The sequence below is a fragment of the Microbacterium sp. H1-D42 genome, assembly GCF_022637555.1.
In the GTDB taxonomy this organism is placed as follows: Bacteria; Actinomycetota; Actinomycetes; order Actinomycetales; family Microbacteriaceae; genus Microbacterium.
On sequence record NZ_CP093342.1, the window covers coordinates 3061956 to 3076022 of the forward strand.

11 protein-coding genes and 1 tRNA gene are annotated in these 14067 nt (G+C 68.2%); 4 read left to right on the forward strand and 8 right to left on the reverse strand.

What is annotated here, in order from left to right:
- The first annotated feature begins 52 nt into the window (after positions 1-52).
- The 3 genes from MNR00_RS14585 to MNR00_RS14595 all read left to right on the forward strand — a co-directional run bounded on the left by MNR00_RS14585 (position 53) and on the right by MNR00_RS14595 (position 4328).
- Entirely contained in the window at positions 53-814 is a 762-nt protein-coding gene (locus MNR00_RS14585) for a DeoR/GlpR family DNA-binding transcription regulator (RefSeq protein ID WP_241926635.1), read from the forward strand.
- A 68-nt stretch (positions 815-882) separates the two neighbouring features.
- Entirely contained in the window at positions 883-2919 is a 2037-nt protein-coding gene (locus MNR00_RS14590; RefSeq protein ID WP_241926636.1) for a bifunctional aldolase/short-chain dehydrogenase, read from the forward strand.
- Positions 2916-4328: a rhamnulokinase family protein gene (locus MNR00_RS14595; RefSeq protein WP_241926637.1), complete on the forward strand. Its 1413-nt coding sequence runs from the start codon at positions 2916-2918 to the stop codon at positions 4326-4328. The genes MNR00_RS14590 and MNR00_RS14595 overlap by 4 nt, the downstream gene beginning before the upstream one ends.
- A gap of 73 nt (positions 4329-4401) precedes the next feature.
- On the opposite strand, the gene MNR00_RS14600 is transcribed toward MNR00_RS14595, so the two are convergent.
- The 5 genes from MNR00_RS14600 to serS all read right to left on the reverse strand — a co-directional run bounded on the left by MNR00_RS14600 (position 4402) and on the right by serS (position 9847).
- Complete coding sequence (locus MNR00_RS14600; protein ID WP_241926638.1) at positions 4402-5667, reverse strand: LCP family protein; 1266 nt, start codon at positions 5665-5667, stop codon at positions 4402-4404.
- 23 nt (positions 5668-5690) lie between these two features.
- Positions 5691-5775, reverse strand: a tRNA-Ser gene (locus MNR00_RS14605).
- Between the two features lie 97 nt (positions 5776-5872).
- Positions 5873-7585 carry an MFS transporter gene (locus tag MNR00_RS14610; RefSeq protein WP_241926639.1) on the reverse strand — a complete coding sequence of 571 codons (1713 nt, stop codon included), beginning with the start codon at positions 7583-7585 and terminating at the stop codon, positions 5873-5875.
- 130 nt (positions 7586-7715) lie between these two features.
- Complete coding sequence (locus MNR00_RS14615) at positions 7716-8510, reverse strand: HAD family hydrolase (protein ID WP_241926640.1); 795 nt, start codon at positions 8508-8510, stop codon at positions 7716-7718.
- Positions 8507-9847, reverse strand: a complete 1341-nt coding sequence (gene serS, locus MNR00_RS14620; RefSeq protein ID WP_241926641.1) for a serine--tRNA ligase — start codon at positions 9845-9847, stop codon at positions 8507-8509. The genes MNR00_RS14615 and serS overlap by 4 nt, the downstream gene beginning before the upstream one ends.
- 76 nt (positions 9848-9923) lie before the next feature.
- On the opposite strand from serS, the gene MNR00_RS14625 reads away from it, so the two are divergent.
- On the forward strand, positions 9924-10922 hold the full coding sequence (locus MNR00_RS14625; RefSeq protein WP_241926642.1) for a diacylglycerol kinase family protein: 999 nt from the start codon (positions 9924-9926) through the stop codon (positions 10920-10922).
- Positions 10923-10940: 18 nt separating this feature from the next.
- On the opposite strand, the gene MNR00_RS14630 is transcribed toward MNR00_RS14625, so the two are convergent.
- The 3 genes from MNR00_RS14630 to cls all read right to left on the reverse strand — a co-directional run bounded on the left by MNR00_RS14630 (position 10941) and on the right by cls (position 14029).
- Entirely contained in the window at positions 10941-11663 is a 723-nt protein-coding gene (locus tag MNR00_RS14630; RefSeq protein ID WP_241926643.1) for a hypothetical protein, read from the reverse strand.
- A 104-nt stretch (positions 11664-11767) separates the two neighbouring features.
- Entirely contained in the window at positions 11768-12502 is a 735-nt protein-coding gene (locus MNR00_RS14635; protein WP_241926644.1) for a hypothetical protein, read from the reverse strand.
- Positions 12503-12568: 66 nt separating this feature from the next.
- Positions 12569-14029: a cardiolipin synthase gene (gene cls / locus MNR00_RS14640; protein WP_241926645.1), complete on the reverse strand. Its 1461-nt coding sequence runs from the start codon at positions 14027-14029 to the stop codon at positions 12569-12571.
- Positions 14030-14067 lie beyond the last annotated feature (38 nt).

Consider the following 14067-nt stretch of genomic DNA (forward strand, 5'->3'; position numbering starts at 1 on the left):
TGCCCGAGATATCCTGTGCAAAGTCACACGATCGATCAACGGAAGGCACGCGATGGCGACGAACAGCACCATCCGCGGTGAAGAGCGCCGCACCTCCATCCTCGCCGCCGTGAACCGCGAGGGTGCGGCGCAGATCGACGCGCTGGCCGCAGAGCTGGGCGTATCCGAGATGACCGTGAGGCGCGACCTCGACGACCTGGAAGCCGAAGGCCTTCTGCGCAGGGTGCGCGGCGGCGCACTGTCGGTCGACGGCCCGCGCCCCTTCCGCGAGCGACGCACGGTGCGCACCAGGGCGAAGCAGGCGATCGCCGCGAAGGCCGCAGCTCTGCTGCCCGCCAGCGGTGCGATCGCGATGGACGCGTCGAGCACAGTAGCAGCGCTCGCCCCCAGCCTCAACGCGCACTCGAACCTCATGATCGCCACCAACTCCTGGGACAACTTCAGCGTGCTCCGCGCGGGCCAGGGGCTGACGCCAGTGCTTGTCGGCGGAGAACTCGAGGCCGAGACCGGGAGCTTCGTCGGGAAGGTCGCGTGCGAGGCCGCCGAATCGATGCTGTACCAGCGCTTCTTCACTTCGGCGAGTGCTGTCGATGCGATGCACGGGAGCTCTGAGATCTCACTGGCAGAGAGTCAGGTCAAGCGCTGCTTCGCCCGCAACAGCCGACAGATCATCCTCTGCATCGATTCCTCGAAACTCGACGCCATGTCGGCGTCGGTGACCTTCACCCTGCCGGAGGTTCATGTGCTGATCACCGAACTCGATCCCTCCGACCGCCGTCTCGATCGCTACCGTGAGTCCGTCGAGATCCGCTGACACTTGCGCGAACCGTTACTTCTTGTCACTATTAACATGAAGTAACAACATCTTTGAGCGGAGCTCACATGGCAAACCCCACCACCGCCGCCTTGATCGCGCGGTCCAACCGCCTCGGCGCGGACGCGAAGAACACCAACTACGCCGGCGGCAACACCTCCGCCAAGGGCACCGAGACCGACCCGGTCACGGGCAAGCCGGTCGAGCTCATGTGGGTGAAGGGCTCGGGCGGCGACCTCGGCACGCTCACGGAGCAGGGCCTCGCCGTGCTGCGACTTGACCGCATGCGAGCACTCGTGGACGTCTACCCCGGCCTCGACCGCGAAGACGAGATGGTCGCCGCATTCGACTACTGCCTGCACGGCAAGGGCGGAGCCGCCCCGTCGATCGACACCGCCATGCACGGCCTCGTGGACGCCGCGCACGTCGACCACCTGCATCCCGACAGCGGCATCGCCATCGCGACCTCGGCCGACGGCAAGGAGCTCACGACGAAGATCTTCGGCGAGAAGGTCGTATGGGTGCCGTGGCGCCGGCCCGGCTTCCAGCTCGGCCTCGACATCGCCGAGATCAAGAAGCAGAACCCGCAGGCGATCGGCTGCATCCTCGGCGGTCACGGCATCAGCGCCTGGGGCGACACGTCCGAGGAGTCCGAGGCGAACTCGCTGTGGATCATCGACACCGCAGCCGCCTACATCGAGGCGAACGGCAAGAGCGACCCGTTCGGCGCCGTCCGCCCCGGCTTCGAGGCGCTCCCCGACTCGGAGCGTCGCGCCCGCGCCGCCGCCCTCGCGCCGACGATCCGCGGCCTCGCCAGCCACGACAAGCCGATGGTCGGTCACTTCACCGACTCCGAGCTGGTGACGGACTTCCTGGCATCCGAGACGGCCCCCACCCTCGCCGCCCTCGGCACGAGCTGCCCCGACCACTTCCTGCGCACCAAGGTCAAGCCGCTCATCCTCGACCTGCCGGCCACCGCATCCCTCGACGAGCAGATCGCGCGCCTGCATGAGCTGCACGCCGAGTACCGCGCCGACTATCAGTCCTACTACGACGCCCACGCGACCGCCGACAGCCCCGCCATCCGGGGTGCTGACCCGCTGATCGTGCTGATCCCCGGCGTCGGCATGTTCTCGTACGGCGCGAACAAGCAGACCGCCCGCGTGGCCGGCGAGTTCTACGTCAACGCGATCAATGTGATGCGCGGCGCTGAGGCGCTCTCGACCTACTCCCCCATCTCGGATGCCGAGAAGTTCCGCATCGAGTACTGGGCGCTCGAAGAGGCCAAGCTGCAGCGGATGCCGAAGCCGAAGAGCCACCAGGGCCGCATCGCGTTCGTGACGGGCGCCGCGTCCGGCATCGGCAAGGCCATCGCCACCCGCCTCGCCGCCGAAGGCGCCTGCGTCGTCATCGCCGATCTCGACCTCGCCAAGGCGCAGGCCGCCGCGGCTGAGCTCGGAAGCACCGATGTCGCGATCGGGGTCGCCGCGAACGTGGCGGATGCTGACGCCGTGCAGGCCGCGCTGGATGAGGCCGTCCTCGCCTTCGGCGGTGTCGACCTGGTCGTGAACAACGCCGGCCTGTCGCTGTCGAAGTCGCTGCTCGAGACCACCGAGAAGGACTGGGACCTGCAGCACGACGTGATGGCCAAGGGCTCCTTCCTCGTGTCGAAGGCCGCTGCCAAGGCGCTCATCGCGCAGAAACTCGGCGGGGACATCATCTACATCTCCTCGAAGAACTCGGTCTTCGCCGGCCCCAACAACATCGCCTACTCCGCGACGAAGGCCGATCAGGCACACCAGGTGCGCCTGTTGGCCGTCGAGCTCGGCGAGTACGGCATCCGGGTCAACGGCATCAACCCCGACGGCGTCGTGCGCGGCTCCGGCATCTTCGCCAGCGGCTGGGGCGCGAACCGCGCCGCGACGTACGGCGTCGCCGAAGAGGACCTCGGCCAGTTCTACGCCAACCGCACGATCCTCAAGCGCGAGGTCGTGCCCGAGAACGTCGCCGACGCGGTGTACGTCCTCACCGGCCCCGAACTCAGCCGCACCACCGGCCTGCACATCCCGGTCGACTCCGGCGTCGCCGCGGCATTCCTGCGATGAGCACGACAGCGCCCACACGCGCGTTCGCGGCCGTCGACCTCGGCGCCACGAGCGGACGGGTCATGATCGGGCGAGTGGGCGCTGACCGTCTCGAACTGGAGCAGGTCGCACGCTTCCCGAACGGCCCTGTCCGCCGCGCGGACGGGCTGCACTGGGACTTCGCCGCGCTGCACGACCACGTGCTCGAGGGTCTTGCCGAGGCGCTGCGTCGCGAGCCGGCGATCGAGAGCATCGGCATCGATTCGTGGGCGGTCGACTACGGCCTGCTGCGCGACGGCGATCTGCTTGCAGAGCCGTTCCACTACCGCGACGAGCGCACGGCGCGCGGCGTCGCCGAGGTGCACGCGATCATCCCGTTCGCCGAGCTGTACGAGCGCAACGGCCTGCAGTTCCTGCCGTTCAACACGCTCTACCAGTACCGCGCCGACTCCCTGGTCGCCGAGGCGGATGCTGCCCTGCTGATCCCCGACCTGCTGGCGTTCCTGCTCACCGGACGCCAGGTCGCCGAGCGCACGAACGCCTCGACGACAGGGCTGCTGGACGTGCACACCGGCGAATGGGACCTCAGGACGGCAGCATCTCTCGGGATCCCCGCTCGCATCCTGCCCACGCTGGTCGACCCCGGCGAGACGATCGGTCGCCTGCGTCCCGAGGTGGCGCAGCTCATCGGCGCCGACCTGCCGGTCATCGCCGTCGGATCGCACGATACGGCGTCCGCGGTTCTCGCCGCACCGCTCGCGTCGCCGCACGCGGCGTACATCTCGTGCGGCACGTGGGGGCTCGTCGGGCTCGAGCTGGCTTCGCCCGTCGTGTCGGATGCTGCCCGCGCCGCCAACTTCACCAACGAGCTCGGTGTCGACGGCCGCATCCGCTTCCTGCACAACGTGACAGGGCTCTGGCTGCTCAGTGAGACGGTTCGAGAGTGGGAGGCTGAGGACGGCTCGCCGATCGACCTGCCCGCTCTGCTCGACGCAGCCACCACGGTGACCGCGAACGTACCGCTGTTCGCCGCGAACGATCCGTCGCTGAGCGCACCAGGCGACATGGCGGCGCGCATCGCCGCACTGCTTGGCGACGCAGCGCCCACCTCGCGCCCGGCGTTCGCCCGCAGCATCGTCGAGTCGATCGCCGCTGCCTTCGCGGATGCTGTGCACGATGCCGCCACTCTCGCGGAGCGCCCGGTGGACAGCATCCACCTCGTCGGGGGCGGTTCGCTGAACCGGCTGCTGTGCCAGGCCACCGCCGATCGCGCTGGCGTTCCCGTGCTGGCCGGCCCTGTGGAGGCGACGGCGCTCGGCAACGTCCTCGTCCAGGCCCGCGCCGCCGGCACCGCCCCGGACTCATTGGAACAGTTGCGGGCGCTCATCACCGCGACGCACGCGCCCGTCAGGTACGAGCCGCGGGACTGAGACTTCCCCACGCACACGAGAGACCCCTGACGGCCGAACGGCTGCCAGGGGTCTCTCGTCGTATGCCGGCGCCTCAGCCGCGCACGTTGCCGTTCGAGCAGGTCTGCACCGCGGCGGAGTTGCCCTTGATCGAATCGGGCAGCTCGGCGACCTCGGTGGGGGCCTGCGACGGCGCGGGAGACGCGGTGTCCGTCGGAGCCGTCGGCTCCTCCGCGACCGGATCCTTCACCACGACACCGTCGTTGGTGTTGTTCTTGTGCGTGATCTGCAGCTGCTTGTTGGCCTTGATCGCGTCCCACAGCACCGTCGCCGCCTCTTGATTCGGCACGACCTTGTTGCGGTTGTCCGGATCCTCTGCGGTGGGGTACTGGATGAAGACGATGTCCTTGAATGGCACGCTCTTGACCGCGAGGGCGATCTGCACGATCTTCATCGGGTCGGCAAGCGACGTGGATGCCTCGACGTTGCTCAGCGCCGTATCAGCGAGCTTCAGCATGACCGGCACGTTGCCGAGCACCTCGCCGCTGATCATCTTTCGGGCAAGGCTCGACATGTACTGCTGCTGGTTGCCGATGCGACCGAGGTCAGATCCGTCACCGACGCCATGACGCGTCCGCAGGAACTGCAGCGCCTGGTAGCCCTTGACCGTGTGGTTGCCCGCCTCCATGTCGAGGTTGGTGTACTTGTCCTTGATCGGGCTGGCGAGGCAGACGTCGACGCCGCCGATGGCGTCCGTGATCTCGATCACGCCGCCGAAGGTGACCTTGGCGGCGAACTCGATGTCCTCACCGGTGAGGTCGCCGATCGTCTTGGCGACGCAGTTGAGGCCGCCCTTCTCACCGCCGTGCTCGTAGGCGACGTTCAGCGGCTGCTTGCTCATCGCCGAGGTCGTGTTGCCGTTGACGTCGGTGCACTCCGGAATCGGCACCATCAGGTCGCGGGGAAAGCTCACCGCGGTGATTCGGCGGGGCTCGGATGACACGTGCAGCAGCAGATTCACGTCGTTCAGGGTGCCACGCGAATCGTCACCCTCGCAGCGCTCGCCGAACAGGTGGGCGTACTTCGGCTCGCAGGTGTCGACGCCGGTGAGCAGGATGTCGAATCCGCCTTCATAGGCGGCGATGTCGGGCGGAAGCTCCTTCTGCCCCTCCAGCTCGACCGCGTTCGCACTCGCGGTGCTGACCAGCCCGCCCAGGACGTAGCTGGTGACGCCGAGGCCGCTCACCAGCACGACGGCGAGCGCGATGCCGATCAGCTTCATGAGCTGACCGACCGCACTCGGAGATCGCAACTGACCGTGACGCGCGACAGGGCGGCGACGCTTGCTGGACTCGCTCACTCAAAGCCTCTCGGGGGAAAATGCGGAGGGTGTGGGATTCGAACCCACGGGACATCTCTGCCCACTGGTTTTCAAGACCAGGTCCATCGGCCGCTCGGACAACCCTCCCTGGTCCGGTTCGCACCGGACGGTCAGGCGTTGAGTCTATCGGTTTCCGGAGAGCCGATCTCGCCGACGTCCCATTGTCTCGGGCTCACCTGGGGATCTACTGGGCAGGGTCCGGGGCCGGCTCGACCGGCGGAGGCATCACCGACGTGCGCGACGTGCGCGTTCCCGCCCGCCCGAGCATCGACGGCGATGGCGCCGAGGCCTCCAGCGCCGCCGCGAAGTCCTCGCCAGGAATGCGCAGCGCGCGACACTCGGTGCCCGCCACGACCGTCGCCGAGCGCACGGTGCGGCCGAGCAGACCGAGCTCTCCCACATACCCCGGCGCTTCGACATCCGGCAGGTCGACCGCGACGCCGTCGTCGCGCACGGCGCTGACGGTGAGGATGCCCGTCTCGAGCACCCACAGGGCATCCGACGGCTCTCCCTGCCTGATGAGCACGGTGCCGCTCGGCACGTCCTGCTCCTCGGCGCTCTCGGCGAGATGCTCGATGACGCTTCGGGGTGCGCCGGCGAACAGGTCGAGCTGGTCGAGTGTGCGGGTGATCGGCTCCAGCCGCTCCGCCCGCCGCGCGACGTCAGCATCCAGGCGCAGCAGCACCGGCAGGCCGAACAGGGCGAGGATCGGGAACCCGAGACCGATGATGCCGAATGCCCACGCGAGCCCGAACTGTGCGAACAGCACGCTGGCCAGCACCGAGGCGAGCACCGCGCTGGCGAGGATCAGCACGTCGAGCGTGCCGAGCACGCGCCCCAGCACGTCTCGCGGCAGGTCGCGCTGCAGCGTGGTGAACGCGATCACGTCGACGATGACCATGCCGACGCCCGAGATCACCTGCAACCCCACTGCCCCGACCACGGAACCGGCGAAGACGCTCAGCCAGAGCGGCACGCACTGGATGAAGATCGCCACTGTGATCAGCGCCGCGAGCCGCTTCGATGCCGCGAGCCGCTGCGCGATACCCGCCACGATGACGCTGCCGAGCGCGTTCGCGGCCAGCAGCACCGCGTATCCGGTCTCATCGCTGCCCAGGTGCTGCGCCAGCGCCGGCATGAGCACGTTGGCCGAGTTGGCCGCCGCAGAGTCGATGATCAGGAAGATCGTGAGCACGAGGGCCTTGTGGTGCTTCGCGAGGGTGCGCACTCCCGAGACCCACTGCGTGAAGGCGCCGCCACCGGGCTCGGCGCTGCCCCTCGAATGCACGCGCAGGCGATGGTAGATCAGCGCCGCGACGATGAAGCTCGCGGCGTTGACCAGCACACCCCACACCGGTTCTCCGAGCAGCAGCAGCAGACCGCCGACCCCGGGGCCGATGACGACGATGACGCTCTCCAACAGGGCGAACAGGGCGTTCGCGGCCACGAGGTCGGACTCCGGCACGACCTCGGGGATCAGCGCCCCCGAAGCCGGGCGCACCGGAGCGCACACCGCCGTGAGCACCGCGGCGGCGAGCAGCAGCATCCACAGCGGCGCCTCGACCCAGACGATGACCGCGACCCCGACCGTGACGGCGGATGCCAGCCACGCACTGACCATGAGCACGAGTCGCCGGTCGTATCGGTCGGCGAGCACACCGGCGTATCCGCCGACCAGCACCCCGACCACCCAGCGCACGGTGACCAGCGCCGTGACCCAGCCCGCCGACTGCGTGCGGGTGAAGACGTATGCGATGAGCACCACGTTGTACGACCACGACGCGCCGCCGTCGACGATGAACGAGAGTGCGAGAAGGCGCAGATCTCGATGCTTGAGTGCAGCGGTGAAACGAGGCTTCGCCTGTTCGGCCCCCGCTGCGGCCTGACCACTGGACATACCCGGCACCCCACATGCCGACAGGTGACGTCCGCGCGAGATGATTTGCGGACAACGCAGATCATAGACCCGCCCGCGCCCGCCGTACAGTGATTTCTGCGCAGCGCCTCAGAGCGGGTTCAGCGCGGGTTCAGAGCAGCGTGCGCAGGGCCGTCGCCAACCCGCCATCCTCGACGACGCCGGTCAGCTCACCCGCGGCAGCCTGCACCTCGTCGACCGCCTGCCCCATCGCGACAGCGCGCCCGCCGCCGGACAGCGCCCACTCGAACATGCCGAGGTCGTTGCGTCCATCGCCGGCGACCAGCACGCGATCGCGCGGCACGTCGAGGTGGGCGCGCACGCGCTCGAGCGCCGTGCCCTTGTCGACGCCCTGCGGCGCGATGTCGAGCCACGCCGTCCAGCCGATCGCGTAGGACACCTCGTTGAGACCCGCCTCGGCGACGACGCGCTCGAAGTCCGCCTCATCGTGCTGAGGCGAGACGACGACGATGCGCGATACGGGCTGAGCTCCCAGCTCTTCGAAGCTCACCTGTCGGCCGCCGTCGAGCGTCCAGTCGTCCATCTGGGCCGTGTAGAGGCGCTGTCCTGAGCCGAGCTCGACCATGTAGTTCGCCTCGGGCAGTCGCGCGCCGAGCAGCCCGAGCACGGTCGCCGGATCGAACACCTCGACATGCCAGCGCTGCCACTCGCCGTCCACGCGGCGCATGGTGACCGCGCCGTTCGAGCACACGGCGAACTCGGCGGTGAGCCCGAGCATCTGCTCGATGTGCCGCGTGCCCGTCCAGCTGCGCCCGGTGGCGAGCATGACCTCGCGGCCTGTTTCGCGCACCTCGGCGATGGCCTCGAGCACTCCGGGGCTGAGCGACTCGTCCTGCAGAATGATGGTGCCGTCGATATCCAGCCCGACGAGGCCCTGAGCGGTCACTCGGCTCCCTCGTCGGCAGCATCCTGCGCGGTGTCCGCATCGGCGACCCACCCCAGCGGACGCAGCACCTCGAGCCCACCAAGGTACGGCCGCAGCACCTCGGGAACCATCACGGATCCGTCGGCCTGCTGGTGGGTCTCGAGCAGTGCGACGATCCAGCGGGTGGTCGCCAGCGTGCCGTTCAGCGTCGCGACGTTCGCGGTCTTGACCTTCTCGCCCTGGGCATCGGGTGAGGCCTCAGGGCGGTACCGCACGTCGAGACGGCGGGCCTGATACGTCGTGCAGTTCGAGGTCGAGGTCAGCTCGCGGAACGCGCCCTGGGTCGGCACCCACGCCTCGATGTCGAACTTGCGCGCCGCGCTCGAGCCGAGGTCACCGGCGGCGACATCGATCACGCGGTACGACAGCCCGAGTGCGGTCAGCATCTCCTCCTGCAGCGCGACGAGGCGGTCGTGCTCGGCCTCGGCGGCCTCCGGCGTCGTGTAGACGAACATCTCGAGCTTGTTGAACTGGTGCACGCGGATGATGCCGCGGGTGTCCTTGCCGTACGAACCGGCTTCGCTCCGGTAGCAGGTCGACCAGCCCGCGTAGCGCAGCGCTCCGGCGTCGAGATCGACGATCTCGTCCTTGTGGTAGCCGGCCAGCGGCACTTCGCTGGTGCCGACGAGGTACATGTCCTGCGCCTCGAGACGGTAGACCTCATCGGCGTGCTCGCCGAGGAAGCCGGTGCCCTGCATGATCTCTGGGCGCACGAGCGTCGGCACGATCATCGGCGTGAAGCCGTTCGCGAGCGCCTTGTCGAGCGCGAGGTTCATCAGCGCGATCTCCAGACGCGCGCCGATCCCCTTGAGGAAGTAGAAGCGCGCGCCCGACACCTTCGCGCCGCGCTCCATGTCGATCGCGCCGAGCAGTTCGCCGAGTTCGAGGTGGTCGCGCGGCTCGAAGTCGTAGGTCGGGATGTCGCCGACGCGGCGCAGCTCGACGAAGTTCTCCTCGCCGCCGGCGGGGACGCCGTCGATGATGACGTTCTCGATGCGCTCGAGAGCGGATGCTGCCGCCTCGGCAGCCGCGCCGGCATCCTGCTGCGCCTGCTTGACGCGGTCGGCGAGCTGCTTGGCCTGCGCGACGAGCGCGGCCTTCTCCTCTTTCGGCGCCTTGGCGACGAGCTTGCCGAACGCATTCTGCTCGGCGCGCAGCTCTTCGAACGCGGTGAGGGCAGTGCGGCGCGATCGATCCGACTCGATCGCTGCGTCGACGGTGTCGGGCGCGTTGCCGCGCGCGATCTGTGAGCGGCGGACGAGCTCAGGCTCATCACGGAGAAGGGCGAGATCGATCATGCTGCCAGTCTATCCAGCGCCCTCCGGCGCGGTTCTGACACCGTGCAGTTCAGTCGCGGCGTCGTAGAGTGGCCGCATGACAGCATCCGAGGGCGACTCGCGCCACGCGGCCCTCGTACTCAATCCCATCAAGGTCGACGCGCAGCGCCTGCGCACGGCCCTGACCGCCAGGTCGAAGATGCACGACTGGGCGCCGCCGCGCATCTACGAGACGACGATCGAGGATCCGGGCGTGGAAGCGGCTCGCGCCGCGCTCGCCGACGGTGCGTCGGCTGTGCTGGTGGCCGGCGGCGACGGCACGGTGCGCGCCGTGTCCGAGGCGATGGCGGGCAGTGACATCCCGTTCGGTATCCTGCCCGGCGGCACCGGCAACCTGTTCGCCCGCAACCTGTCTCTGCCCCTGACGCAGCCCGAGACGATGATGGATGCTGTCTTCACCGGCTTCACGCACGCCATCGACATGGGATGGGCAGCCCTCACCCGCGCCGACGGCACCAAGGAGGAGCACGGCTTCGTGGTGCTCGCCGGCATGGGGCTCGACGCCGACATGATCGCCAACACGAATCCCGATCTCAAGAAGTCCGTCGGCTGGGTCGCGTATCTCGATGGTGCGGCGCGCTCGCTGCCGGGGGCGAAGCCGTTTCGGATCGTGTTCCAGGTCGACGATGGAAAGTTGCACTCGGCGAAGGTGCAGAGCATGCTGTTCGCCAACTGCGGCGCACTGCCTGCCGGCATCGCGCTGATGCCGGACGCCTCCTTGGATGACGGGCGCATGGACGTGGCGGTCATCCAGCCGAGCGGACCGCTCGGCTGGCTGGGGCTGTGGCGCAAGATCTGGTGGGACAACTCGGTGCTGCGGCGCAGCCGCGCGGGCAGGCTCGTGCTGGAGCGCCGCGGACGTGACGCCTCGATCCGCTATCTCGCCGGTCGCACCGCCGAGGCTGCGATGGTCTCTCCGACCTCGATCGAACTGGACGGCGACGAGTTCGGCATGGCCGTGCGGATGGCCTGTCGCGTACAGCAGGGGGCCCTGCTGATGGTGCTGCCCGCCGGGCACAACACGTCGAACTTCTGACCAGGCGGATGTCCGTTATCAGTCGAGTACGGCGACCTTGCCATCGAGGTTGTCGCCGACGAGGGTGAGCTCGAACGGCCCGTCCTCGTGCTCCTTAGGCAGCAGGATCGTCGTCACCCGCGGTGCGAGGTCCATCGTGCACACGCGGTCGGTGGATTTGAACGTGACGGTTGCGCCGGCATCCGACTGCTCGAGATCGGAGATGATCGGCGGGCAGGTCGACGACCCCCACGTCAGCAGCGCGATCCCGCCGTCTTCGAACCAGCCGGCCGACGGCGTCTGCTCACTGCTCCCCTGGGGCGCCTCGGCCAGACCGTCGACGTCGACATCCGCCGACCGTGCACCGTAGGCGACGGCCAGTTCGACCTCCTTGGTCACATCGACGCCGTCCGGCACGCCGACGAACGCCGCGCGCGGCACGAGGTCGCCGGTGCAGGCCTTCTCGGTGCCGTTCACCAGCGTCACCGAGATCGTCTGTCCGTCTGCTTGGACGGATTCGACCACGGGAACGCAGGTCGATGAGCCCCACGTGACGACCGCGATGCCGCGCCCGCCGTCCAGCCATGCCGCTTCGACCTCATTGAGGTTCGGGTCGGCGCCAGGAGGGGTGGTGGTCTTGCCACCGTCCGCCTTGCTGGTCGGCGCGACCGCTCCTGGCGTCGCGGTGCATCCGGCGACGAGCAGCGCCGCACCCGCAATCGCGAGAGCGGACAGGGCGAGGCGCAGCCGAGAGGAGGTCATGGCTTCAGGGTAGCGGGGCATCGGGTCATCGTCGGGAGCCTTGAGCCGTCGAATTGCCACCCTGTTCCTCGTATTCCACCTCATGTCGCACCGAAGACCGATGCTCAGCCGATGACCGCGACGGTGCCGTCGAGGTTGCCGCCCACGAGCGTGAGTTCGAACGGCGCGCCCCGATCGGCAGGTTCCGGGAGCAGTATCGGCGTCACGCGCGGTGCGTAGTCCATCGTGCACATGTCCGTCGTCGTCCCGAGAGTGACCGTAGCTCCCGCATCCGACATCCGGACATCGCCGACCTCCGGCACGCACGAACTCGACCCCCAGGTCAGCAGCACGATGCCGTCGTCACCGAACCACCCGGCGGACGCGCCCTGAGCGCCGGTGCCATCGGGGCGCTCTTCGAGCGCGCTCAGCCGCAGGGTCTCAGAGGCCGTGCCGCCTTCGACCTTCACCGCCACGTCCTTCGTGACATCGACGCCCTCCGGGACGCCGATCATGTCGGCTCGTGGCCCGAGATCCGCATCACAGCCCTTGCTGGCCTCGGGCGAGCCCGTCAGAGTCACGGTGATGGTCTGGCCATCGGCGGTGGCGTCGACCTGTGCAGGGCGACACGCAGGCGTGGACGAGCCCCAGGTCACGATCCCGATCGCCCGTCCGTCGTCGAGCCAGGCAGCGTCGAGATGGTCGGGCATGACGTCGGCGTGATCGTGTGATGCGGGCGCCGAGTCCGCCCCGCTGGTGGGAGCGGGGGATGCCGGCGACGACGCGCATCCGGTGGCCAGCAGGGCCACGGCGGCGAGCGCGATGGCGGTCGGCAGGGCACGGAGTCGAGAAGGGCTCATACCCGTCAGTGTCGCGCGTGCGGGGAACGTCTCAGCGTGGGATCGCCGCAGGGCTCATTTCGGGGCTCACTGCAGCGCGGAAGTGAGCCGCGCGAGGTTGTCGAGCACCGTGGAGCGCAGCGGCTGCTGCATCCACTCCTCGAGCGTGAGCTCGCGGCTGAGGTCGCGGTACTCGTCTTCGAGCACGCGCATCTCCTCGACGAATTCCTCGCCACGCACGAGCATCGACACCTCCATGTTCAGACCGAACGAGCGCATGTCCATGTTGCTCGACCCGATCACCGCGACCTGGTCATCGATCGTGAGGCTCTTGGTGTGCAGGATGTACGGCTTCGGGTACAGCCAGATGCGGACGCCGGCGCGCAGCAGTGCCTCGTAGTAGCTGCGCTGCGCGTGATAGACCATCGCCTGATCGCCCTGCTCCGAGACGAACAGCTCCACCTTCACTCCACGATCGACCGCAGCGGTCACCGCCAGCAGCAGCGCCTCATCTGGCACGAAGTACGGACTGACCATCATGATGCGATCGGTGGCGGCGTACAGCAGCCCGAGGAACAGTCGCAGATTGTTCTCGGCCTCGAACCCTGGTCCGGACGGCACGATCTGGCAGTCGAGGTCACCCGTGCCCGATTCGACCCTGGTGATGTCGATGCCGTCTGGAACCCGATCCGTCTCGGCGTAGTAGTCGCTCAAGAACACGGCATTCAGGCTCGACACCACTGGCCCGTCGACGCGCACCATCAGGTCGACCCAGTGCAGCCCCTGCTTGATGTTCTTGGGCAGGTTGTACGTCGAATCGGTGACGTTCTGCGAGCCGAGGAAGCCGGACCGGCCGTCGATGACCAGCAGCTTGCGGTGATTACGCAGATCAGGGCGCTGGATGCGGCCGCGCAGCGGCTGCACTGGCAGCATCAGATGCCAGTCGGCACCCATGGCGTCCAGCCGCTTCAGGGTCTCGCGGTAACGCGGCTTCCAGCGGTTGGCCCAGTAGTCGAGCAGCACGCGCACCGGGATGCCTCGGGCTGCGACATCTTCCAGCGCGCGGAAGAAGTTGTCGGTCGTGGCGTCGGTCTGCAGGATGTAGAACTCCACGTGCACGTAGTCCTGCGCCGTGCGGATCTCCTCCGCCATGGCATCCAGGGACTCCTCGTAATCGCTGATCAGGTGCACGCCGTTGTCGCCGGAAAGCGGCAGTGCGCCGAGGTGCTTGTTCATCGCGACCAACGGCGGGAACCATCCTGGGGCGTCAGGACGCAGCGTTCCGAAGTGCAGATAGCTGGCAGTGTCGGAGATGTACTCGTTGATCTGCTCCTGCTTGCGGCGACGCGCGCGCGGCAGCTTGGGATTGCCGATCAGCAGGAACAGCAGCACGCCGAGGACAGGGATGAAGAAGATGGCCAGCAGCCAGGCCATCGCCGAGGTGGGCTTGCGGTTGCGCGGCACGACGATGACCGCGACAACGCGCACGGTGAGGTCGACGATGAGATAGCCGAGCGTCAACCACCATGGCCAGGACTGCGTGTTCACGCACGTACCCCCGTCCGATCCCTACGGATCAGCGTAGC

Bases quoted from the DNA above. Each gene is read 5' to 3' on its own strand.
- MNR00_RS14635 (WP_241926644.1), bottom strand. From the start codon at position 12,502: ATGAGCCCTTCTCGACTCCGTGCCCTGCCGACCGCCATCGCGCTCGCC.
- serS (WP_241926641.1), bottom strand. From the start codon at position 9,847: ATGATCGATCTCGCCCTTCTCCGTGATGAGCCTGAGCTCGTCCGCCGC.
- MNR00_RS14625 (WP_241926642.1), top strand. From the start codon at position 9,924: ATGACAGCATCCGAGGGCGACTCGCGCCACGCGGCCCTCGTACTCAAT.
- MNR00_RS14585 (WP_241926635.1), top strand. From the start codon at position 53: ATGGCGACGAACAGCACCATCCGCGGTGAAGAGCGCCGCACCTCCATC.
- MNR00_RS14630 (WP_241926643.1), bottom strand. From the start codon at position 11,663: ATGACCTCCTCTCGGCTGCGCCTCGCCCTGTCCGCTCTCGCGATTGCG.
- MNR00_RS14610 (WP_241926639.1), bottom strand. From the start codon at position 7,585: ATGTCCAGTGGTCAGGCCGCAGCGGGGGCCGAACAGGCGAAGCCTCGT.
- MNR00_RS14595 (WP_241926637.1), top strand. From the start codon at position 2,916: ATGAGCACGACAGCGCCCACACGCGCGTTCGCGGCCGTCGACCTCGGC.
- MNR00_RS14590 (WP_241926636.1), top strand. From the start codon at position 883: ATGGCAAACCCCACCACCGCCGCCTTGATCGCGCGGTCCAACCGCCTC.